The organism is Candidatus Abyssobacteria bacterium SURF_5 (genome assembly GCA_003598085.1).
Taxonomy (GTDB): Bacteria; Abyssobacteria; SURF-5; order SURF-5; family SURF-5; genus SURF-5.
This window is the reverse complement of sequence record QZKU01000055.1, coordinates 1-22,934: the sequence shown is the minus strand read 5'-3', so window position 1 is coordinate 22,934 and position 22,934 is coordinate 1. Positions and strand designations below refer to the sequence as shown.

The following is a 22,934-nucleotide window of genomic DNA, read 5'->3' as shown; positions in this document are numbered from 1 at the left end:
GTGGTGGAGTAGCCGAACTTGTGAAAACGACTCGGGAAACAAGTGAGTCTCCGATTTGGTCCAGGTCAACAGTTCGCTACCCTGCCATCTTGACGATGAGGTCGATGCAGCGGTTTGAATAGCCCCACTCGTTGTCGTACCAGGAAACCACCTTGAGCATCTTCGGTCCCATGACCATGGTAAGTTGCGAATCGAAAATTGAGGATGCGGGATTCCCGATGATGTCGACGGAAACGATGGGGTCTTCGCAATACTCGATGATTCCCTTGTGCGTCGTCTGAGCCGCTTTTTGAACGACGCGGTTGATTGCATCCACTGAGACTTCCTTTTTGGTTGCGGCTACCAGATCGATCACCGATCCGTCCACAACCGGCACGCGCATGGCGAGTCCATCCAGTTTTCCATTCAGTTCCGGCATAACTTTTCCAACCGCTTTCGCCGCGCCCGTCGTTGTGGGAATGATGGAAACGGCTGCCGTTCGCGCCCGCCTGAGATCCTTATGAGGGGCATCTATGAGGCGCTGATCCGAGGTATATGCGTGCACGGTGGTCATCAGGCCCCACTCGATGCCGAAGGTTTCATGAAGCACTTTTGCCAGAGGCGCCAGGCAGTTGGTCGTACAAGAGGCGTTGGAAATGATAAGATGCTCGGGTTTCAGCTTGTCGTCATTCACCCCGAGCACGATCATCGCATCCACATCCCCTTTTGGAGGAACTGTTAACAACACTTTTTTTGCGCCGGCAGCCAGATGTTTTGCGCAATCTTCGCGTTTACGGAAGATGCCGGTCGACTCGACTACGACTTCCACGCCGAGGTCTTTCCACGGCAGCTTTGCGGGATCGCGCTCGCTGAGAACACGGATTTCAGAGTTCCCAACGAGGAGCATATTATCTTTTGCCGTAACTTTCTTGGGAAGCATTCGATGAGTTGAATCGTATTTCAATAAATGAGCCAGTGTCGCCGCATCGGTTATATCGTTTACGGCAACCACTTCAATTTGTCCATTGCTGCTTGCCGCACGGTATACCATGCGGCCGATGCGTCCAAATCCGTTAATTCCCACTTTCAGTGGCATTCTCTCTCTCCTTCGTGTGCAATTTTATTCTCAGCCCATAAAAAATTATTATGTCACAAACAAAAAAATAAGTCAATTATTACAACTCTATCAGAAGCAGATATATATGAATGATTTCCAACTGATTCCAACTGTTTTTTCAGGGCGCTCGATGCGGGCCTCACTACTTATTATAATACAAGAGGCACAATTTTTACCAATAAGAACCAGAAAAGCCGCAAGTCTAATTTTGATGCTGCGTTCGAATCTGGATTTCGCCACCGACTTTGATTTCTTCAACCAGGCCGGAATCGGATTCCGCCTGAGGAGGGGCGAGGGCAGATGTTGCGCAGCCGGTGAAGAGGCACAGGATGGAGATACAGAACGGTAAGAGCCGCATAAATTCGTTTTCCCTTTCTTCATCTCTTCGGTCAGTGCATACAGTATATCAGATTCTTTTCTGATGCCGGCTGTCGGCCGGGAGCGGAGGAGGGTGTGCCTTTGAGAATCTTCCGTGGCAGAATCCTGCAGACGAGTTCAATCCGGGGGGCGGATGAAAGCGAAGCATTTGACAAAGCAGGATTAATATGTATAATTATAGAAAGGCAGATGAAGGAGCCTTGCGCATTTTCCAAGGCTCATTTTTTTTGAAGGCGCATTCGGGATGAGTGCCGATGCGGAGCGATGGGTGGGTAGCTCAGTTGGCAGAGCATCGGCCTTTTAAGCCGGTGGTCGAGGGTTCGAATCCCTCCCCACTCACCATTCTGTCCCCATCGTCTAGTGGCCCAGGACTCCGGCCTTTCACGCCGGCAACAGGGGTTCGACTCCCCTTGGGGACGCAAGCGGTTTCCCCCGTCCAAACAGGTGGTTTTGGGCGGGGGATATTTTTTTTGACGCGGCATCGCAGATACAGCAGCGCGCACCAAGTTATCTTTTCAGAATCGGAAATTCTGTGAGGCGGAGATTTGTGCAGCCGTAGGGGATCAGCTCGAGAATTTCTTCAGGCGCCGAAGATAAAACAGGGCCGAGGGGCGGGCGAGCCGCCGCGTTTTTTTCGAGCGTCCAATCGCGCACTTGTCTTCCTTTTACGTGAGCGCGCACGGGCGCTCCCTCAGGTGAAAAGGGACAATTGCCGGGCGGAGACGCCTCGAATGCGATCGATGCTTCGAGGCGGTTCTTATCGACATCAAGCGCATAATTCCATGAGGTAGCCGGATAAACTTCCCAATCAGCATGAGGGGTCTGCCCTCCGATCTGTTTCCAGTCGCCGCCGATATTCAGCGAGTATACCAGCGGCCCGCGCTCGATTGAAATCGCTTCATTGTATCGATTCTGTGCGCGCGCCCGCATCGGAAGGCGCACGAGGATTTCCGTGTTTTCCTTCCAAAGACGTTCGAGAGTAAAGAACGTGCCTCCGCTTGAAGATGTGAAAATCTGGTGGTCAACCTGAATTTCCGCCGCATCCGCCCAGGCGGGTATCCGCAGGCTCAGCGGAAACTTCAGAGATTGATCGGCGTGAACAGCAATTCGTATCTCGTCTGCAAACGGATAGTTGGCCTGCACCTCGATCCGAACCGGCGCCCCCCTCAGTTCAGTGCGAACGGTGCATGGGGCATAACATATAGCAGCAAGCCCATCATCCAGCGTCGCCATCCAGAGATGCGAGCAGAATTTCGGCCAGCCCTGGTGCATGTTGGCGGTACAACAGCCGTAGTTGGGTTCGAGCCCAAAAATGTTTGCGTCTTCCCGATTGTCCGTGTAGATACGTTCCTCCGAGATTTTGCAGATGACCTGGTTTGCTTGCTGAATATACTGATGCGCCCACATATCTGGCGTGAAGGCGGCGGGCAACGCATTGAAGGCGATCCGTTCGAGCCGGTCGGCAAGCCTTGGATCGCCGAGAATCGGCAGCAGCGTTTCCAGCGAAAACATGTACTCGACAACCGCGCACAGTTCAGTTCCCTGTGACGGATTCAGGCCGGCCAGATGTTCGTCGCCCGTGAATACGCCGGTCGCCTGTCCATGATAGACATCCAGCATATGAATAATGTTCCATACGGCATCGCGATCGACGGGATCGCGCGATTGCCGGTACCACACACCGGGCTGCTTGATTCCCATCGCGTTATTCACGACGTGCGTGGCGAGAAACGCTCCATTTGCCATGCTTTCTTCAACATTCGTTTTCTCTTTGAAGGCGAATTCGGAGAAATTCTTTCGCCAGTCGAATCCTTGCTCGAACGCTTTTGTGGCGAGCCCGAGCAGCCATTGTTCCCGGGTGCGCTCGTAGAGCCAGTGAATGCTTAAAACGAGATCTGCCCAGCGAACCTGTGCCCACATTTGAAGCGGCGTCTCATCGAGGACGGCATCGAGTCGCCTGAGAAAGCTTCCCATTGAACGCATCGCGCGCTGGTCGCCCGTTGCCTCGTGGTACTGCGCCAGCGCCTTCAGCACGATGAATGCGGGCCAGGGATCATACCTGTAGCCATACATCACATCCTGTATCGGTCCGAGCCAGCCATCCTCATGTTGGAGATTAAGGATGCGATCGACCCAGAAATGAACCTTTCGTTTAAGCCTTTCGTCATCCAGCAGAAACGCGAGCGGCACGATTCCATCGAGCCAATATGGACCGCGCTCCCAGCCCTCGGCCTTCCCGCCTATCCACTGACTATCGGAGACATCGGGCCAGAAGTCATCAAGGTGTCCGCTCAGGCCCCGGGCCTGGATTTCAAGCTGATTCAGGAGCCAACCGGCAGGGCGAATCTGCCCGAGCGGCAGGGGGCTGAATACTTTGGTCACGAGACCGCCGGCAATATCTGATTTCATGATCGTTCAGCTAGATTTGCGGTGCCGCAGCGGGACGAGCGAGGTTGCGGACATCTCTCGCGAACCGTTTCCCCAGCCACATCATAAGCGAGGGGCTGATCCGGTGCAGCATCCAAAGAATTTTTGCCATGCGGGTTATTACGATTGTGGCTTGATTCCGCTCGACACCGTTGAGAATAGCGCGCGCACATACGTCGGCCGGCATAGTTTCGGGGATTTTCTCGAGGACTTTTTCTCGATCAAGTCCGACGATTTTCGAATTATAGAGAATAGGCGTCTCAATAAAACCGGGGCACACCACGCTCACCTTCACGCCGTAACCGTCGCCCTCCTGCCTGAGCACGTGCGAAAGGCCGACGACACCGTACTTGCTTGCCGTATAGGAAATCTCGCCGGGCACGGGGACCAATCCGGCGAGGGACGCCGTATTAACGATGTGTCCAAAACCCTGCTTCACCATGAGCGGATACGCCGCGGCAACTCCATTGACCACGCCGTAGAGGTCGACATCGATGACCGAGCGCCAGTCCTCGTACGAAAATGAGCGAGTCTCGCCCACTACCGCGATGCCGGCGTTGTTGAAGAGATAATCAAGGCGGCCGTGCTTTTCCCGGACGCTGGCAACGAGGGCCTGAAAGGCTTCGGGATCGGCAACATCGAGGCGGAAGCTCTCCGCCCGAAAGCCTGCCCGCCTTATTGATTCAACCGCTTCCTCCAGCAAGCGCTCGTTTACATCGGCAAGAACAACGACTGCTCCTTGGCGGGCAAGCTCAGTTGCAACAGCGCGCCCGATTCCGGAAGCTCCGCCCGTAATTAACGCTATTTTTTCGGTAAAGAATCCCATGTAGCTTCCCCCCGTAACCTGATCAAGCCAAAGGAAACGTATTGAAGGAAATCATACTTCATTGACGCAACCACATTCAAGAAGAACCAGGAATCCCGAGTGCAAAAAAGAAACCACCCGCTTTGCCTGCGGGTGGTTTCGGGGGAGATTTTACGAGCGGTTACTCTTTGCGGTTACTCTTTAAAGAACGACCACACCTCTTCGCTGGTGACGACGCTGAGCGGCTTGATGGATTGGTCGGCGCCGCGCACGCGCCAGTAGACCTGGCTGCCTGAGGGAATCCTGTTCCAGACGGAGAGCGGCATCGTCCAGCTTGTTTCGGAGATGATCAGGCCCATGTTTTCATATGTTGACCATGTTTTGGCGAAATCCGAGGTCGCGCTCGCGTCGACCGCGTAACCATTGTTGACGCCGCCGTCGGCGCTCCATCTGAAGATTGGCGGAGCTGCCAGTGGCTGAAGATCAGCGGGCCCCAGCAGATGTATAAGGGAAAGCGGCAAATTCAAAAGCTCATCCGATCCTATATCGTAGCCTTGATCCTGCGGGCGCGAGTGGCCATCGATGTCGATGGCGGGCGCCCCCGCAGCCGTTCCGGCGTCGATGCAGGGCGAGTCCGCAGTGAGGTGGTAATCATCCAATCCGGCAAATACGGGATCGGCGTCGATGTTGCCGTCGCCCCAATTCAGAGTACAATCCGGATCGGCATGCGTCGCCGATTGTCCGCCATTCACGTCGCTGTAGCTGATCGTGAGAGTGGAGAGCTGAGAAAGACATATCTCTGCCCCGGTTGTCGCTGAATCGTTCCAGAAAATGGTGTTGGCGACAACGGGCGAAGCGGAATCGCGGCAATACATGCCGCCGCCGAAAGAAGCGGTATTGTTGCTGAATGTCGAATTCATCATTAAGGGAGCGGCGTCCGTATAACAACAGATTCCGCCGCCGTGATACGTGGTGGCCGAGTTGGCGGTGATGGTGCAGTTGGTGATAACGGGAGCGGATTCGCGGCAGAAAATGCCGCCGCCGGACCAGCCCGCGGTGTTTCCGCTGATCGTGCACCCGCTGACGGCGGGGGAAGAATTGTAGTCGCTGAAGATCCCCCCGCCCCAGAATACAGCCGTATTGCCGGTGATCGTGCAGCCGGTGATCTGCGGATGAGAATTGTTGTAAGCGGCTATGCCTCCGCCATAATTGTTGCTGTAATTTTCGGTGAGGGTGCAGCCGGTTATTGTCGGCGATGAATTCTTCAAGCAGTAAATCCCACCGCCCGAGTGGTTGGCCCAGTTACCGGTGATGATGCAGTTGATAATCGTTGGCGAGCAATTCAGGTCGCACAAGATTCCGCCGCCGTAATCATCTGAGGTATTGCCGGTAATGATGCAGCCGCTGATAAGCGGGGACGAATTCTCCGAGCAATAGATGCCGCCGCCCTGGTAGTCGATAGCCTGGTTCCCGCTGATTGTGCAGTTAATGATATCTGGCGAGGAGTTATAGCAATATATTCCGGCCCCGGGTTTGGCGCGGTTATCGGTAATGATGCAATTGGTCACGGCGCCCGCGGCATAATCATATAGAATGCCGCCGCCTCCGCCTCCGGAATTCTCACTGATGGTGCAATCGGTGATGAGCATTGTCGCCTCAAAGCCGAATATTCCGCTGCCGTAATCGGCGCCGGAGTTGCGGCTGATGGTGCAATTCGTGACGGTCAAGGAGGCGTTGTTGTCACAATAGATTCCGCCGCCCCGAAGCGCGGTGTTATCGGTGATGGTGCAGTTTGAGATGTCCGGCGAAGCATTGTGATCGCAATAGATGCCACCGCCGTAAGTGCTTGCCGAATTCTTTATGATCATGCAATTGGTGATGGTTGGCGAGGCGCCGGAGCAATAGATGGCTCCTCCAAAATCAGCGCCGCCGTTACGGATCGTGAAACCGTCGAGTGTCGATCCCGAAGTCTCGCCGGAGTCAAAAGAGAACCCACGACCTGAATCACCACAGTCGATGATGCAGTTTGCGGGTCCGCTCTCCGAGCGCAAGGCCAGAGATTTCCCGCCGAAGGTAAGATCCCTGTTATTCGGCCCGGAATAGACGCCGTCGCGCACAATGATTTCGTCGCCGGCGACTGCGGCGTCAAGCGCAGGCTGAATTTCCTCATACGTCTCGCCCGGTCCAACGTAGACGATTGCCGCCTGGGCTGATGACCCGGTCATATGAGCAAGAGGCGACGTGTTCATAAGCAGGACAAAAACCGGAACAGCCAAAGCAAAAATCTTTTGTTTCATGAAAAAAATCTCCCTCCTCTGATTAAAATGCCATCAAACAGTGCAGTCCCCACTTCGATTCCGTGCACTCCTACGAGTCACCCGGGGTGTAGCCGGCATATGTGGATGTCGTTCTTTCCCGAACGCTCACATATGGTCTTGACAGGAGGTACATCCTGAAGACGCCATGAGAAGATGTTAATCAAAAACTGTCACGAATGGCAGGCTTTGTAAAGATCAAAACCACATAAACTCGATGATATCTTTCCCGAATTTCATGATCTCAGACTACTGGAGATAATGTAGACAAAAAAATAGCAATCCGTACATGCTTTCGTGTATAACGGAGGTGGCTTTTTAGGAGTAGGAGCGCTCGTTGACTTCGATTTTTAGGGGAATACCATATGAGCTTTCGATTTTGGAGACGCGTCAAGATTGCTCCGGGAGTAACACTGAATTTGAGCAAATCGGGAGGCTCGCTCTCGTTTGGCCCGCGCGGCGCCAAGTTTACCATCGGCCCGCGCGGCGCACGCGCGACGGCCGGCATACCGGGAACCGGTCTTTTCTATACAACAACATTCTCGAACGGTCGCCGTCGAGGCTCGAGGAAACCTGCGAAACCGCGCGCTCTTCCCGATCCGCCCGCCGGAGATGGGCTGACTCTCGGATTTTTCCAGCGGCTGGTAACTCCCGATACTGAAGAAGCGCTTGTCGACGGCTGCCGCCATCTTTTCAAGGGCGATGAGGATGAGGCGCTTGCGCACCTGCGCCGCGCCCTTCATCTGGCGGACGGCGCCTTTCTGGCCGGATTCGTGGCGTTAAAGAAAAACCTTCTAGTCGAAGCCGCCGAATACCTTGAGAAGGCGAGGGACAAACACAACCAACTCGGCCGGTTCTTCAAAAAGTACGAGATAGCCACGAGATTCGATCTCGCGATAACTCCGGAGGTGACCGCCCACATAGGCCCTAACCTGCGCGGCACATTGCTTGGGCTTGCGGAGGTTTGCCAACTGCAGGGACGTTCCCGGGAGTCATTGAATTGCCTGCAGCATCTGCTGCGCCTTGAACCGGCCGACGTGGTGGTCAGGCTGTCGGTGGCGGAGTTGCTATTCGAAGCCGGATCAGGCGCTCCGAGGCTGTGCCAGAAAATCGTCCGGCTTTCGGAAGGAATCAAGAACGAGACGGCCCTGCACGCCGCCTTGCTGCTTTACAAGGCGAGGGCGCTTCGGGCGCTCGAATTGCCGGATGCCGCGCGAGTGACGGTGACGGAGGCGCTGCGGCGAAAAGCCGGTCGGCCGGAGGGACTCCTTCGGGCTTTGCGGTACGAACGGGCCTTGATCTGCGAGAGGCTGGGCCAGCATCGGCGGGCGCGCATCGAGTTGGAGAAGCTGTATGCCGAATGCCCGGATTACGAGGATGTTGCGGTGCGTCTCGGCGTAGGATAATCGGCCGGTTCCGCCTTTCTTGGAGAATAGACGAGGGCAACATAAATTCTTGACTTGCATCGCTCCGGCAGGTATAATCTTCTCATTATGGTGCTCTCGCGGGAGCGGGAATATCTTTAACCAGTAGTTTATTCAGGTGTTCCATTCTCAAATGATCATTTCGCCGTGCTCATTGAACCGCCGTACGCTCACCATTGAGGAATCCGGTCTTACCCCCTTCAGACGCTTCAGGGTTCCTTTCCGACAGAATCCTGTCCCCCTGCAATATAATCGTTAACCGGTACTGTGGTGGCTGACTCGAAGAAAACCAAAAAAGAAATTCTATCCGAAGTGGCGGAGTTGCGCGCGCAGGCGGCGGCGTTGCAGCAAAGACTGAACGAGCTTGCGCAGGAGGAGGATATTTGGAAGAAGTGCCGTCAGCTTGAGAAGAGCCTGAGCGCCCGTTCCGGCGAGTTGATGATGGCAAACCAGGAGCTGCGCCGGCAGGATTCTGTCAACCGGGAGCTGCAAGCGGCGTACGAACATGCAACCGGCATGTTGAACAGGATCTTCTCCACCAGCCACGCCTTTATCGCTTTCCTCGATATTGACTTCAATTTTATCCGGGTCAATGAAGGCTATGCGGCAGCAAACGGACATCAGCCGGATTTTTTTGTCGGCAAGAATCTGTTCGATTTCTATCCGAGAGAGTACTACGAGGAGATCTTCTGTCATGTCGTGCAGACCGGGCAGCCTCACTCCTCCAGAGCAACGCCTCTTGTTCATCTGCGTGACCCGGAACGGGGACAGCGGTATTGGGACCTGAATCTCCTTCCGGTCAAAGGAAGCGGGGGCGAGGTTGAGGGGCTGCTGTTTTCCGCTGTTGACGTTACCGAGAGGGTACAGGCGGAAGAGGCTCAGCGCAAAACCGAAGCTTTGTTCCGCCGTCTTTTTGACCAGGCGCCGAGCGGAGCCGCCATCGTCGGGCTGGACTACCGGTATCAGCGCGTCAACGAGGAGTACTGCCGCATTACCGGGTACTCGGCGGAAGAAATGGTTTCAAAGACTTTCGTCGATATAACCCATCCGGATGATATTGAAAACGATGTTCGATATGCCCGCGCCTTGGTTTCGGGAGAGATAGATCATTACCAGATGGAAAAGCGGTACATCAGAAAAGGCGGAGAAGTCATCTGGGTCGCGCTCTGGGCCCGCGTCATAAGAGATCAGGAGGGAAAGCCGCTGTGCTTTCTTCCACTGGTGCAGGATATTACGCAACGCAAACAGGCGGAGGAAGCGCTGCGCGCGAGCGAGGAGCGCTATCGACTTCATTTCGAGAACCTGAGCGATGTCGTCTATATAACCGACCTCGATATGCGCGTCAGCGACATTTCGCCTTCGGTGAAGGCCCTGACCGGATACAGTCCGGAGGAGATAATTGGGCGGAGAATCGATGAGTTGAATCTTCTGGCGCCTGAATACAGGGAGACGGGGCTCCGAAACACGATGAGGGTGCTTGAGGGGAATCGGAGCGGCCCCACCGAATATGAGTTCATCACCAAGGATGGGTCCCGCAAATTCGGCGAGATAAGCGGCTCGCCTTTATTGAAGAGCGGGCGGGTAATAGCGGTGATTTCGGTGGCCAGAGACATCACCGCCCGGAAACGAATCGAGGAAGAACTGGACCGGTACCGCCTGCATCTCGAGGAGATGGTGGAGCAGCGGACCGAGGAGTTGATCGGGCTGAACCGTCAGCTCGAGCAGGAAATCACTGAACGAAGAAAGGCGGAGGAACAACTGCAGACGCAGGCTGAGTTTTCCGAGCGCCTGATCGATAGCAGCGCCGACGGAATCGTTGCATTCGATAAGAACACCTGTTTTACCGAGTGGAATCATGCGATGGAGCGGGCGACCGGCCTCCTCAAAAAGGACGTTATCGGCAGGAACGCGATGGAATTATTTCCCTACCTCAAGGAAACAGGCGAGGCGCAGAATTATGCCGCCGTCCTGGAGGGGAAGACTGTCGTGTCGAAGGATCGGCCTTATTACATCGAGGAAACCGCCCGCCGGGGCTTCTACGAGGCGCATTATTCCCCGCTTCGCAATCGAGCGGGTGAAATAATTGGGGGGCTGGCGATCGTGCGCGATATCAGCGAGCGCAGGCATTTTGAAGAGGTGTTGCGGGAATCGGAAGCCAAATATCGCCACTTGTCTGAGAGTCTGGAAGTGATGGTGAAGAAGCAGGTGGCCGAATTAAAACAGGCGGAAAGCCTGGCGGCTATCGGAAAGATGATCTCGATTGTCGCTCACGAGCTGAGGAATCCGCTCCAAAACGTGCAATTGGGGGTTGAAAACCTTCGTCACGTGTGTCTGGAGCCCGAACAACAGGACATTCTGAACGATCTGGAGATAGGGCTGAACATGCTTGGCGGCGTCATGGAAGAGCTCCTGGATTTCTCGCGGCCCACCCGCTTGAACCGTTCAGCGGCCAGGATTGAAGCGATCGTCGACCACGCCATCGAAATCATTCGGCCGTTGCTTCAGAATATATCACTCCGCCTGGAGGTCTGCGAAGAGGAAATGAACATACTGCTGGATTCTGAAAAGATGTCTCGCGTCCTGATCAACCTGATAAAGAATTCGGTGGAAGCGATGCCGCATGGAGGTGAAGTGCATGTGTGCGCCGACCTGCACGGGGGAAAGGCCGGCAGCTCGTTGCGAATCAGCGTCTCGGATACCGGCTGCGGAATCGCCGAGGACATTCTTTTCCAGATCGAGCATCCCTTCTTCACCACCAAACCCCGCGGGACCGGCCTCGGATTGTCCATCTGCAGGAAGATCATTGAGGCCCATGGCGGAAGCATGCGGATAACGAGCACTCCCGGAGCAGGAACGCGGGTGGAGGTCGTAGTTCCCGCCGAAATTCATCCTGATACCGAATCAAACGCCTGCTTTTAAATCAACGAGAGCACAAGTCCTCCCTGAAAAAAGAACAACCGATCTTCTGCGTGCCGATTTCCGGCTCTTCCCCGGAATCGTCTCGCCGGCAGAGTCTCGCTGTCTTGTCCCACGCCATGGTTTCACGCTAGCAATCTGCGGCCTTTCAGAACAAGATTGAACAAGATCACCGGTTACTGCCCCATTTCGAAAGGAGAAAACTATGGCGGAAGCGAAACGCATCAATCCGCATGAGGCGCATGATAAAGTTGAGTCGGGGGAGGCGCTTCTGGTATGCGCGTACGACGATGAGCAGAAATGCAAGAGCATGAAGCTTGAGGGCTCGATCTCTCTAAAGGAGATGGAATCACGGCTCAGCTCTGTTCCGAAGGAAAAGGAGATAATTTTCTACTGCGCCTGACCGCAGGAGGCGACCTCTGCCCGGCGGGCAGGCGAATATACACAAAAGGGATTTAGCCGATGTGAGGCGCTGTTGGGCGGCGTGGAAGGCTGGAAGCAAGCCGGATACGCGGTAGCCGGAGCAAAATAGCGCCGGCTGCCGGGACTTTAGGATCCGGCGGTGCTGTGCGAATGTTTCCTCAGGCGTTGGACCTGTTGCGAATCCCCGAGGACGACAACAGTCATGCCCTCGTCAAGCACGGTATCGGGTGGCGGGTTGTAGATAAACCGTGAGGCGCCGGCCTCTTTGACGGCGACGACCAGCAAATTGGCGTTATCGCGGAGGCGCGCCGTTCTTATTGTCTGGTTCCGGAACTGAGAGGAGGGGGTAATCGGGATTTCCTCAAAGCGGATTGAGGCCGATGAATCACGAAGCATCGTATCCAGGAACGACACTACCGTTGGCCGGATCAATTCCGAAGCCATGCGGAGCCCTCCGATAACGGCGGGCGAGACGATGGCATCGGCGCCCGCCTTTCTTAATTTTCTGTTCACGCTCTCGTCAAGTCCTCTCGCCACGATTCGAATCGACGGGTTGAGCTGGCGCGCGGTGAGCGTGAGAAAGAGATTGTCTTTCTCGGTGGAAAGCGCCGCCGCCAGGCCGCTCGCATGATTGATTCCCGCCTGGAGCAGCACCTCGTCGTCGGTCGCATCGCCTTTAATATAAGGGAATTCTCCAAGTTTCAGCGCGGTCTCCAAATGCGATTGTTCTCGCTCGATTGCGACGAATTGCGTCCCCGTCTTCAGCAGTTCCTGCGCTATGCATGAGCCGGTGGAGCCGACGCCGCAGATAATGAAGTGATTGCGCATTTTCCTGATCTCCTGATTCATTTGTCTTCTCTTGAAGACGTCGCCGAGGTCCATCTCGACCATTACGGCGGTAACGGTGCTGATGCTGTATGCGAGTGTTCCCATTCCAAAGAGAATGAGGACGCTCGTGAAGAGGCGCACGGCCGGGTAATGTGAGGTATCGATGACTTCACCGTAGCCGACAGTGCCCAGTGTGATGACGGTCATGTAGAAGCAATCCAGCCAGGAATACTGGTCTGCCGTAAGCGACCTGTAGCCTACCGTCCCGCCGACAATGGTGGTGATCAGCAGGGCGACCGCAAGGAGCAACCGCTTCTCTGGTTTTTCGGACAAAGGGCGATCTTTCTTTTAAGGGCGGTTCAAACGGAGGACGTTTTCAGGAGCGGCTCAGGCGTCAGTTGATCCGAGCTTGCACTTTACCCGCCCAACAATTTGCTGCATGACTTCTCCGGCCTTTCCCTGAATCAGAACGTCGGCGTATGCGTCAAATGGAGTATCGGCGAGATTGATGATGATCAGCTTGGCTCCGCTCTGCTTTGCCAGCAGCGGCAGATGCGCGGCGGGATACACGACGAGGGAAGAGCCGACCACGACAAAGACTTGCGCTTTCTCCGCCCTCAGTTGCGCCTCGAGCGTTTCCTTTTCCGGCATCGCCTGCCCGAACGAGATGGTAGCCGATTTCATGATTCCGCCGCATTCGTCACAGTACGGAACCTCAACTCCTTTTTCAAGCCAGCCCTGAATCTCTTCGCGCGGCCATCTTCTGCCGCAGCTCATGCACAGGACGTACATCGCGGTCCCATGCAGTTCGATCACCAGTTCCGGCGCGCTTCCCGCCTTCTGGTGCAAATTATCGATGTTCTGGGTGATGATGCAGTCGAGCTTGCCCATCCGCTCGAGATCGACGACGGCGTAATGTGCGGCATTGGGTTGCACGTCGGCGAAAAGATGATATGTTTCCTTGCCGCGCCGCCACGACTCGCGGCGCGTTTCCTCGCTCGCCATGAAATCCTGGAACATGATCGGCTGGTACTTTGACCAGATGCCGCCCGGGCTGCGGAAGTCGGGGATGCCGGACTCGGTGCTGATGCCGGCTCCGGTGAAGACGACGATCTTTTCTGCGGCAGTGATGATGTCGGCGGCCGTTTCGATGAGGATATCGGTTCCCGGTGCCATGAATTCATCCTCCGGCGGCTACGGCTTTCTTCCGGAATCAGCCATCGAGGGGTCGTATGCGACCACGCAGTTTTTCCCGCGTCCTTTGGCCACGTAAAGCGCCTTATCGGCATTTGCCACAAGCGGCATCATCTCGAGAGCGTCGGATGGATATTCGGCGATTCCAATACTGATGGTGACCCGCTGCTGGATCTCTTTTTCCGGGAATCGAAAGTCGTCTACACGCATGCGCAGACGCTCAGCCGTCTCCTGGGCGGACGCTTTGTCGCTGTTCGGCAGATATCCGATAAACTCATCGCCGCCATATAAAGCGGCAACGCCAAAAGGAGAGAGTTCTTCGTGAACGATACGGGCGATTTCTATGATGTAATGTGTCCCGACGAGGTGGCCGTGGATATCATTGATTTTCTTTAATCCATCGAGGTCCATCATGAGGATCGAGAGCGATCGGCCGTTGCTTTCGGCATCCGCGAGCGCGGGTTCCAACTTCTGATAAAACGGCTTCAACTGTAGCAATTCGGTCTGCTTGTCGTACTCGATCATTTTCTTGAGTTCGCGCAGGTAACTTCGCTCGAGGGCATCGATTTCCATGAATTTGCAGACAACGCTCCCAAATTGAACGCGGTCGCCATCGCGGAGCGGGGCGCATTCAATCGGATGGCCGTTTATTCTGGTGCCGTTCGTGCTCTGCAAGTCATATAACGTGTAGCGTTTTTCGGGAGGGTCTTCAGGTTTGCATACAATCTGGGCATGCCGCCGCGAGATCGATTTGTTGTTTATGCGGATGTTCGCGTCTTTCTGCCGGCCGATAATGTTGTTGCCGGGTTTTACCTCATATTCTGAGCCGATATCGGCCCCACGAATCACCTGGAGCAGACCTGCTTTTTCGCTGGAGCCGAATTCGCCCGTACCAAAATCGATGCGGACGGTGTCTCTGTCGTCCATTTCGCACCCTTCAAAAGATCCCTCTTGCATCAACCACCATCATTTGTTGCTATTATATTAGTGTTTGTTCGACTGGTCAAATAGAAAATGTTTCTTCCGGAACAGCGCCCAAAAAGCTGTTTCTTTTTAAACAGGTACTCCCGGAAAAGCAACACTCGATAAAGAGACCCGCGCCGGCCCTCAAACTCCGAGCAAAGCTTTTATGAGAAATGTCGGGAATTAATGAAGATTGGCCGGAGCCCGTTCCTCTGGCCTGATAGTTGCAAAACCAATGGGGAGACAGAATCATTATATCTTTCCAATATATCCGGATGGGATAGATGAGGAACGTTTTAAAGGAATAGAAGCTTATGCATGAGGATGTCGCAAAACATCGGTACGATCGCAATGCCTGGTTCTTTGACTGGATGCGCTTTTTCAAAGGAAAATTTTCAGAAAAGAAGCACGAGCTGATCCGGGCGGCATCGGGCCGGGTGCTCGAAGTGGGAATTGGAACAGGCCTGAGTCTTGAACATTATCCCGAAGGTGTTGATCTGGTCGGTATAGACATCAGTCCGAAAATGCTTGCTCGCGCGAAAAAGCGCGAGCACCTGTTCCGTGGCAAGAGGCTGTCGCTTCAGGAGGCCGACGTCCAGACCCTGGAGTTCCCGGACGATACCTTTGATATGGTCATTACTTCATGCGTGTTCTGTTCAGTGACCGACCCCGTAAAAGGGTTCAGCGAAATCAACCGGGTGTTGAAGCCCGGCGGAGTCGGGGTGCACCTTGAGCATGTGCGCAGTTGCCGGCCGGCGGTCGGGAAATTGATGGATATCCTGAATCCACTGGTCGTTCGCATGACCGGCGCCAACATCAACCGCAACACTTCCGCCAACATCAGGAAGTCAGGACTCGTAGTTTTGGAAGAGAAAGACTTGTGGCTGGATATTCTGAAACTTTTTCGGGTGACTAAGGGGACAGGCAGATAAGTGATCTGAGCGGTATGCATCCGGGCGAAATGACTGGCAAGGAGAAATTGTCGCCCATCTGAGGGAAATATCTGTGAGTTTGTTGTCCGATCTGCTTCTCGATATTCCACAGTCAATCTAAAAAGGAGCATAAATTATGCCAGAGTGGACAACGCGGGAGACAAAATAAATGCGGCTGATTCCCCCACAGATGAAGCAATGGGGAGCGCTGTTTTTTATCTTTCCACCTGATCAAAATGGTTCGACTCCTCTACTCCAGGCGAGTTTGCGCACGATCTCCCGCACGCCTTTTCCACTTCTGGAAAAGAGACAGTCTTCTGAAAATAACAAACTTTTCCACAAACGGCGAGAGATCTCGTTTCAGCCAATGAAGATGTAAGCACTTCATTTCCAGCCGTTTAGGCGGCACTACCTGCTGTAGCCCTTTTGGCAATTATTTTGCATTTGATTCTATCCTGAAACACTTGCGGCGAGCGTGATCTCCTCTTTGCCCTCTGCAAAATCGAGCTCTCCATTGTTTCACATTGCGTTCATCGATGATATGATTTATACAAATTGCGACAAGTCCAATCAAAAGGGGAAGGGATAAGAATGAGGAGACGATTCTTGAGGTTGGCGACGATATCGGTTCTCTGTGTCGGCGTGTTCGCGGCTCCCGTTCCGGTATTCGGAACAGAGCACGAGGTGTTACAGGGTGAAACGGATTTGTTTGCAGACCGGCGAGCGGAATCAGTTGAAAATCAGAACCTTGTCGGCTTGTGGGATGAACCCGAGGATTATATGCATTTGTTATATTCACTGCCGCCGACGCGATCAAGACTGATTGACAGGATTGACGAATCCGGTGAGATGAGCGGTTACGATATATTCTATTTTTCGAATGATCCGTTGCTGTCGAGATATATTAATGCCGCCATTCTTGCGAATCCAGGAGTCTGGGAATCGGAACATCGCTGGCGGGCGGCGATGGAGCGGATTCCGCAGGTGAGTGCGCTGCCCGACCCCATGGTGAACGTAACGCAGTTCATCGATGAGATCGAAACACGCGTGGGTCCGCAAGAAACCATCCTGTCGCTGTCTCAAAAGTTTCCGTGGTTTGGAAAATTGGACGCGAAAGCGGAGATGGCGCTGAGGGATGCGCTTGCAGCCGTCGAGCAATATCAGGCGCGCATTCGCGAACTCGTCGCATCGGTAAAGCGGTCGTATTATGACCTCGCGTATCTAGATGCCGGCATCCGCATAACTGAGCAGGATAAGGGACTGCTCGAGCATTTTGCAGATATTGCTCAAAAACGCTATGAAACCGGGAGCGGCATTCAGCAGGCGGTGATAAAGATACAGGCCGAGATAACGCGGGATTCGGACCGGTTGCTTATGCTGAGGCAGCAAAGGGAGTCGATGGTCGCCAGGCTGAATACGCTCATGAACAATCCTCCCCAACATCCGATTCCGGTGCTGGCGGAGATGGTTGTACCGGCGCTCGAATTCGATCTTGACCGGCTGTACGCATTGGGCAAAGCGAACCAGCAGGAACTGCGTGCGGCGAAATACCAGATCGAGAAACATGACCAGCAGATACGGCTGGCAAAAAAGGAATATTTTCCTGATTTCACCGTCGGCTTCAATTACACGGTGGTCGACGACCGGGAGGATGCACTGGGAAAACTGAATCCGCCTGAAGGCAACGGCGATAATGCGTCCGCAGTAGTCCTCGGCTTCAACATCCCTCTTTGGGAGGGAAAATTAATGTCGGGAGTGAGAGAGGCAAAGGAACTGAAATATGCCAGCGAAAGAGCCTTTCACCGGCTCGAAAACGAGATGGAATTCTCCGTGCGTGACGGTGTCATCAGGGCCGAGACCACCCGTGATCAACTGGATCTGTACGAAAAAGTATTGATTCCACAGGCGGAGCAGGCGCTCGAATCGACCCAGTCCGCCTACTCCACCGGAACCTTGAATGCGCTCGATCTAATCGACAGCGAGCGATTTCTTCTTAATGTCCGGGTCGCGCATGCGCGACTCGTTGCGGATTATATGATTGCGCTGGCGGATATCGAGCGAGCCATAGGCACGGCTTTCCCGGCGCCGCCAGTTGATATGCATGAAATAAGGCGAACAAATGAACAACAATCGGCAGAACCCGAAACAAATTAGCGAGAAGATCAGGCGCATTCTTTCTGTGAGAGAGAGAATGAAAGGATGCGCCGGATGGGCGCGAACAGCAGTCGCCGGCATCCTCTTTTTCGCGCTGGGGATCGGATTGACGCTCTTCATCCTGGCCAATCCTTTAAACATCGATTCATTTGAAAAAGCAAAACAGGCGCTTCTGCCGCAACCGGAAGCTCCGGCCACCGCCGATTCGGGCGGCAGAAAAATCAAATACTGGCGCGCCCCAATGGACCCGACCTACACCTCGGATAAGCCGGGCAAATCACCGATGGGAATGGACCTGGTCCCCGTTTATGAGGATGGTGCGGAAGAGGAGGCGGATAACGTCATTAGGATTAACCCTGCCACCATCCAGAATATTGGAGTAGTCACCGATACCGTCGAGCGCGGCGACCTGCGGATGAAAATTCGCACCGTCGGCACGCTCGACTATAACGAGGAGAGAGTCTTCTGGGTAAATACCAAATATGACGGATGGATAGAGAAGGTCTATATCAACTACATCGGCCAAAAGGTACGCAAGGGAGAGCCGCTGTTTGAAATTTACAGCCCCGACCTCGTCAGCACCCAGGAGGAATACCTGAGCGCCCTGAAGTATCGGGATAATCTTGCCGGCAGCGGATACGCAGGCGCCGAAGGCCGCGCAGAAAGCCTTCTCGAGGCCAGCCGCGGAAGACTGCGTAACTGGGATATCAGCGACAGACAAATCCAGAATTTGGAGGAGACGGGCAAAGTCAAGAAGACATTGACGGTTGTTTCTCCGGTCACCGGCGTCGTCACCGAAAAAATGGATCAGGCGCTTGAGGGAATGTACGCCAAAGCGGGAATGAACCTTTACAGGATCGCTGATTTGTCGAGTCTTTGGGTGCACGTGGACCTGTATGAATACCAGCTTCCCTGGGTTCAAGAAGGACAGGAAGCGAAAATCGAGATTGCCTCCTATCCCGGCGAAATTTTCAAGGGGAAGGTTCGATTCTTTTACCCATACGTCGATGAGAAAACGAGGACAAACAAGGTCAGCATCGAAATTCCCAACCGGGATGAGAAGCTTCGGCCGCAGATGTTCGCAACAGTCACTTTCACTCCCGTTGCCGCCAAGGGTACCGTTCTTGTGCCCGGATCGGCGGTCCTGCATTCGGGCGAACGCGATGTTGTTGTCCTCGATATCGGCGGCGGCCGCTTTGAGCCGCGTGAAGTTACACTGGGGCTGCAGGGGGATAACAAATATCAGGTGCTGAAAGGACTTGAGGGAGGCGAGAAAATCGTGACCTCCTCCCAATTCCTCATCGATTCAGAAAGCAACTTGCGTGAAGCCATCAACAAAATGCTTATGGCAAGGCGAGGCGCCGCAACTGAATCAATGGATACGGAGCAGTCCGATCACGCGGCGATGGAGGAAAAGAAAAGCATCATTGATGAACCGCAGACGCGCGCAGCGCTGAACCAGGTGGTCGAATCATATCTGCCGCTTTGGCGCACACTTGCCGCCGACTCGAAAGAGGGCGTTTCGCAGTATTCCGAAAAACTGGCCGGCGCCGCCGCTAAAGCCGCTGACGTCGCCGCCAGTGCTGACTTGCAATCGCGTCTGGTAACGCTCCAGCAAGCGGCGAAATCAATGAAAGCGGATGACGTGGACCAGGCGCGCGAGTCGTTCAAGGAAGTAAGCCGCGCGCTTGTGGCGATCTTCGAGACATATAAGGCGCCGATGCAGGACACCTATGTCATTATCGAATGTCCTATGCTCAAGGAGAAATGGATACAGGACTCGGAGGAAGTAAGGAATCCCTATTACGGCTCGGCCATGCTGAATTGCGGTGAAGTAGTTGAAAACCTGCAGGAAAGTATTGATTGAACAGTGCTGGCAAGGATAATAGAGTGGTCGCTGAAAAATAGATTCATGGTCATCCTGGCGACGCTGTTCGTCATTGCCGCGGGGATCTATTCCATCACCACAATCCCCCTCGATGCAATACCCGATCTCAGCGACGTGCAGGTAATCATCTATACGGAGTATCCGGGCCAGGCGCCGCGCGTGGTCGAGGACCAGATAACTTACCCGATCACGACGCAGATGCTCGCGGTGCCGTACGCCAAGGTGGTGCGCGGATATTCTTTCTTTGGATTCTCCTTTGTGTATGTCATCTTCGAAGACGGCACCGACATGTACTGGGCGCGCAGCCGGGTGCTCGAGTACCTGAATTACGTTTCCGGCAGATTGCCCAAAGGCGTCACGCCTTCCCTCGGGCCCGACGCTACAGGCGTCGGCTGGGCCTTCATGTACGCGCTCACTTCGGACCAGCGCGATCTCAGCCAACTGCGCTCCATCCAGGACTGGTATCTCAAGTATGAGCTGACAAGCGTCGAAGGCGTGTCCGAAGTCGCCAGCATCGGCGGATTCACAAAGCAATATCAGGTGACGGTTGACCCGGTGAAGCTGCTTGCCTACAATCTTCCGCTCAGCAAAATAAAAAACGCGATCCAGCGCAGCAACAACGATGTCGGCGGCCGTGTTATAGAAATGTCCGAGAAGGAATTCATGGTGCGCGGGCTCGGCTATATTCAGAACGTGGATGATCTGAAGAAGGTAGTTGTAGACGTCGACATGAATGGGACGCCTGTTCTGGTTCAGGATGTAGCGAACGTGGGGATCGGCCCCGACATCCGGCGCGGCATCGCCGAATGGAATGGTGAAGGCGAAACGGTCGGGGGCATAGTTATCATCAGATACGGCGCCAACGCGCTCGACGTGATTAAAAACGTGAAGGAGAAGCTGGCCAGCCTGAAGGAAGGTCTTCCGCCCGATGTGGAGATACATGTCGCATATGATCGCTCCGACCTGATCGAGCGGGCGATTCACAATCTGCGCGAGAAACTGACCGAGGAAATGATCATCGTCGCCATTGTCTGCGGCATTTTCCTCTTCCATCTGCGCAGCTCGCTCGTCGCCATCTTCACCCTGCCGGTGGCCATACTCATCTCGTTCATCATCATGAGGCAGCAAGGCATCAATTCGAACATCATGTCCCTCGGCGGTATCGCTATTGCCATTGGGGCGATGGTTGACGCCGCCATCGTCATGATAGAAAACGCCCACAAGCACATCGAAAGAGACGGCGGCGAAAAACCGCACTGGGACATCATCCGGGACGCTTCCGTCGAAGTCGGTCCCACGCTCTTCTATTCGCTCCTCGTGATCACGCTCTCCTTCCTGCCGATCTTCGCCCTCCAGGCGCAGGAGGGGCGGCTGTTCAAACCGCTGGCATTCACCAAGACATACGCAATGGGAGCCTCCTCGTTGTTGGCGATCACCCTCGTGCCGGTGCTCATGGGTTACTGGATTCGGGGAAAAATTCACCCGGAGGAGCGCCATCCGGTCAGTCGATTCCTGATCTGGCTGTACTCGCCGCTGCTGCACTTCGTGCTGAAGTACCGCAAATTGGTTCTCTTCGCGGCTATCGCCATCATGGCACTGACCATTATTCCTTACAAGCTCATCGGGCGCGAGTTCATGCCGCCGCTCTACGAAGGCGACCTGCTCTACATGCCGACAACTCTCCCCAGCATCTCCACAACGAAAGCGCGAGAGATACTCCAGCAGACCGACAAGATCATCAAGCAGTTTCCCGAGGTCGAAAACGTTTTCGGGAAGATCGGGAGGGCCGATACAGCAACCGACCCGGCGCCCTTGAGCATGATCGAAACCACCATCACGCTGAAGCCCGAGAGCGAATGGCGGCCGGGTATGAACCCCGAAAAGCTGATCAGCGAACTCGACGCTGCAATCCAGTTTCCGGGCGTCACCAATGCGTGGACCATGCCGATCAAGACCAGAATCGACATGCTCAGCACCGGCATCAAGACCCCTGTGGGCATTAAAATAGGCGGGCCCGACCTGCGCACGCTCGAGGAGGTGGGCCGCGAAGTCGAGGCAGTGGTGCGGCAGGTTCCCGGAACACTGAGCGCCTATTCTGAGCGCGTGTTCGGAGGAAATTACCTCAACTTTAAGATCAATCGAGATGAAATCTCGCGCTACGGCCTGACAGTCGGCGACGTGCAGGATGTCCTGCAGTCAGCCGTAGGGGGAATGAACATCAGCACCACCATCGAGGGCCTGGAGCGGTACCCGATCAACCTGCGCTACAGTCGCGAGCTTCGCGACGACGTAGAATCGTTGAAGCGGGTTCTCGTGCCGACCCCGATGGGCCAACAGATTCCTTTGGCTCAGTTGGCGGATATTTATTTCGAAAAAGCCGCGCCCTCAATCAAAACCGAAAACTCGCGGCCGAATGCCTGGATCTACGTCGATATCAAAGACATCGACGTCGGAACCTATGTGGATATGGCCCGCAGGGCCGTCGCCGAGAAGGTGGAGATCCCGGCAGGCTACACCATCACCTGGAGCGGCCAGTACGAATACATGCAGCGGGCTCAACAGCGCCTGATGGTCGTTGTTCCGATGACGATTCTGATCATTTTTGTGGTTCTGTATTTGAATACAAAATCCGTCACCAAAACGATCATTGTCTTCCTGGCGGTTCCGTTCTCACTCGTAGGCGCCATCTGGCTCATCTATATCCTCGGCTTCAATTTCAGCATCGCCGTGTGGGTGGGAATTCTCGCGCTCGCCGGCCTGGACGCCGAGACGGGGGTTGTGATGTTGCTCTACCTCGACTTGGCCCAAGCCAAGTGGACCGGCGAAAAACGCATGAATACAACCGGCGACCTGAAGGAGGCCATCTACCACGGCGCCGTCAAACGGATTCGACCAAAGATGATGACAGTAACTACCACAATCGTAGGACTTTTGCCGATCATGTGGGGAACAGGAAGCGGTTCGGATGTGATGAAAAGAATCGCCGCCCCCATGGTCGGCGGCCTGGTGACCTCATTGCTCCTGGAACTTACCATTTATCCCATAATCTATTACATCTGGAAATCGCGCAGCCTGAAAAAAGGCGACCCCACGACCTGGTAATGTGAAAAAAAGGGCATCCTGGTGGTGAAGTTGGTATAAGATGTATTTGCACGTGTACAAAATACCCAACTATTCAACACGGAGGAAGC

15 protein-coding genes and 2 tRNA genes are annotated in these 22,934 nt (G+C 54.5%); 10 read left to right on the top strand and 7 right to left on the bottom strand.

Going from position 1 to position 22,934, the window contains the following annotated elements:
* Nucleotides 1-76: 76 nt before the first annotated feature.
* Entirely contained in the window at nucleotides 77-1,075 is a 999-nt protein-coding gene (gene gap / locus C4520_07940; protein RJP22637.1) for a type I glyceraldehyde-3-phosphate dehydrogenase, read from the bottom strand.
* 665 nt (nucleotides 1,076-1,740) lie between these two features.
* Between gap and C4520_07935 the strand changes: the two genes are divergently transcribed.
* Nucleotides 1,741-1,816 (top strand) — tRNA-Lys (locus tag C4520_07935).
* 4 nt (nucleotides 1,817-1,820) lie between these two features.
* Nucleotides 1,821-1,896, top strand: a tRNA-Glu gene (locus C4520_07930).
* An 85-nt stretch (nucleotides 1,897-1,981) separates the two neighbouring features.
* On the opposite strand, the gene C4520_07925 is transcribed toward C4520_07930, so the two are convergent.
* The 3 genes from C4520_07925 to C4520_07915 all read right to left on the bottom strand — a co-directional run bounded on the left by C4520_07925 (nucleotide 1,982) and on the right by C4520_07915 (nucleotide 7,003).
* Complete coding sequence (locus C4520_07925; protein RJP22636.1) at nucleotides 1,982-3,883, bottom strand: hypothetical protein; 1,902 nt, start codon at nucleotides 3,881-3,883, stop codon at nucleotides 1,982-1,984.
* Between the two features lie 10 nt (nucleotides 3,884-3,893).
* On the bottom strand, nucleotides 3,894-4,727 hold the full coding sequence (locus tag C4520_07920) for an SDR family oxidoreductase (GenBank protein RJP22635.1): 834 nt from the start codon (nucleotides 4,725-4,727) through the stop codon (nucleotides 3,894-3,896).
* A 173-nt stretch (nucleotides 4,728-4,900) separates the two neighbouring features.
* Complete coding sequence (locus C4520_07915; protein RJP22634.1) at nucleotides 4,901-7,003, bottom strand: hypothetical protein; 2,103 nt, start codon at nucleotides 7,001-7,003, stop codon at nucleotides 4,901-4,903.
* A gap of 383 nt (nucleotides 7,004-7,386) precedes the next feature.
* Here C4520_07915 and C4520_07910 point away from each other — a divergent pair, with 383 nt between their 5' ends.
* From C4520_07910 to C4520_07900, 3 genes are all read left to right on the top strand, one after another.
* Nucleotides 7,387-8,427, top strand: coding sequence for a DUF4236 domain-containing protein (locus tag C4520_07910; protein RJP22633.1), 1,041 nt, complete (start codon nucleotides 7,387-7,389; stop codon nucleotides 8,425-8,427).
* Nucleotides 8,428-8,757: 330 nt separating this feature from the next.
* Nucleotides 8,758-11,364 (top strand): PAS domain S-box protein, encoded by a 2,607-nt coding sequence (locus tag C4520_07905; protein RJP22632.1) that lies wholly within the window; start codon nucleotides 8,758-8,760, stop codon nucleotides 11,362-11,364.
* Nucleotides 11,365-11,566: 202 nt separating this feature from the next.
* Nucleotides 11,567-11,764 (top strand): ArsR family transcriptional regulator, encoded by a 198-nt coding sequence (locus C4520_07900; protein ID RJP22631.1) that lies wholly within the window; start codon nucleotides 11,567-11,569, stop codon nucleotides 11,762-11,764.
* Between the two features lie 146 nt (nucleotides 11,765-11,910).
* Here C4520_07900 and C4520_07895 read toward each other — a convergent pair whose 3' ends face one another.
* From C4520_07895 to C4520_07885, 3 genes are read right to left on the bottom strand one after another with little or no spacing between them, the layout of a single operon-like run.
* The gene (locus C4520_07895) at nucleotides 11,911-12,945 is read right to left on the bottom strand and encodes a potassium channel protein (GenBank protein RJP22630.1); all 1,035 of its coding nucleotides are present in this window, start codon (nucleotides 12,943-12,945) and stop codon (nucleotides 11,911-11,913) included.
* A 54-nt stretch (nucleotides 12,946-12,999) separates the two neighbouring features.
* The gene (locus C4520_07890) at nucleotides 13,000-13,788 is read right to left on the bottom strand and encodes an NAD-dependent deacylase (GenBank protein ID RJP22629.1); all 789 of its coding nucleotides are present in this window, start codon (nucleotides 13,786-13,788) and stop codon (nucleotides 13,000-13,002) included.
* Nucleotides 13,789-13,806: 18 nt separating this feature from the next.
* Nucleotides 13,807-14,763, bottom strand: a complete 957-nt coding sequence (locus C4520_07885; protein ID RJP22628.1) for a GGDEF domain-containing protein — start codon at nucleotides 14,761-14,763, stop codon at nucleotides 13,807-13,809.
* A 320-nt stretch (nucleotides 14,764-15,083) separates the two neighbouring features.
* Here C4520_07885 and C4520_07880 point away from each other — a divergent pair, with 320 nt between their 5' ends.
* The 5 genes from C4520_07880 (at nucleotide 15,084) to C4520_07860 (ending at nucleotide 22,845) form a co-directional block, all read left to right on the top strand.
* Complete coding sequence (locus C4520_07880; protein ID RJP22627.1) at nucleotides 15,084-15,701, top strand: class I SAM-dependent methyltransferase; 618 nt, start codon at nucleotides 15,084-15,086, stop codon at nucleotides 15,699-15,701.
* A 169-nt stretch (nucleotides 15,702-15,870) separates the two neighbouring features.
* Nucleotides 15,871-16,080 (top strand): hypothetical protein, encoded by a 210-nt coding sequence (locus tag C4520_07875; protein ID RJP22626.1) that lies wholly within the window; start codon nucleotides 15,871-15,873, stop codon nucleotides 16,078-16,080.
* Nucleotides 16,081-16,292: 212 nt separating this feature from the next.
* Complete coding sequence (locus tag C4520_07870; protein ID RJP22625.1) at nucleotides 16,293-17,855, top strand: TolC family protein; 1,563 nt, start codon at nucleotides 16,293-16,295, stop codon at nucleotides 17,853-17,855.
* The gene (locus tag C4520_07865) at nucleotides 17,821-19,722 is read left to right on the top strand and encodes an efflux RND transporter periplasmic adaptor subunit (protein RJP22624.1); all 1,902 of its coding nucleotides are present in this window, start codon (nucleotides 17,821-17,823) and stop codon (nucleotides 19,720-19,722) included. Before C4520_07870 ends, C4520_07865 begins: the two co-directional genes overlap by 35 nt.
* Nucleotides 19,723-19,737: 15 nt before the next feature.
* The gene (locus tag C4520_07860) at nucleotides 19,738-22,845 is read left to right on the top strand and encodes an efflux RND transporter permease subunit (GenBank protein ID RJP22643.1); all 3,108 of its coding nucleotides are present in this window, start codon (nucleotides 19,738-19,740) and stop codon (nucleotides 22,843-22,845) included.
* Nucleotides 22,846-22,934 lie beyond the last annotated feature (89 nt).

Excerpts from the sequence above, each read along its gene's own strand:
- gap (RJP22637.1), bottom strand. The coding sequence starts at position 1,075 with ATGCCACTGAAAGTGGGAATTAACGGATTTGGACGCATCGGCCGCATG.
- C4520_07925 (RJP22636.1), bottom strand. The coding sequence starts at position 3,883 with ATGAAATCAGATATTGCCGGCGGTCTCGTGACCAAAGTATTCAGCCCC.
- C4520_07920 (RJP22635.1), bottom strand. The coding sequence starts at position 4,727 with ATGGGATTCTTTACCGAAAAAATAGCGTTAATTACGGGCGGAGCTTCC.
- C4520_07915 (RJP22634.1), bottom strand. The coding sequence starts at position 7,003 with ATGAAACAAAAGATTTTTGCTTTGGCTGTTCCGGTTTTTGTCCTGCTT.
- C4520_07910 (RJP22633.1), top strand. The coding sequence starts at position 7,387 with ATGAGCTTTCGATTTTGGAGACGCGTCAAGATTGCTCCGGGAGTAACA.
- C4520_07900 (RJP22631.1), top strand. The coding sequence starts at position 11,567 with ATGGCGGAAGCGAAACGCATCAATCCGCATGAGGCGCATGATAAAGTT.
- C4520_07890 (RJP22629.1), bottom strand. The coding sequence starts at position 13,788 with ATGGCACCGGGAACCGATATCCTCATCGAAACGGCCGCCGACATCATC.
- C4520_07885 (RJP22628.1), bottom strand. The coding sequence starts at position 14,763 with ATGCAAGAGGGATCTTTTGAAGGGTGCGAAATGGACGACAGAGACACC.
- C4520_07880 (RJP22627.1), top strand. The coding sequence starts at position 15,084 with ATGCATGAGGATGTCGCAAAACATCGGTACGATCGCAATGCCTGGTTC.
- C4520_07875 (RJP22626.1), top strand. The coding sequence starts at position 15,871 with ATGCGGCTGATTCCCCCACAGATGAAGCAATGGGGAGCGCTGTTTTTT.
- C4520_07870 (RJP22625.1), top strand. The coding sequence starts at position 16,293 with ATGAGGAGACGATTCTTGAGGTTGGCGACGATATCGGTTCTCTGTGTC.
- C4520_07865 (RJP22624.1), top strand. The coding sequence starts at position 17,821 with ATGAACAACAATCGGCAGAACCCGAAACAAATTAGCGAGAAGATCAGG.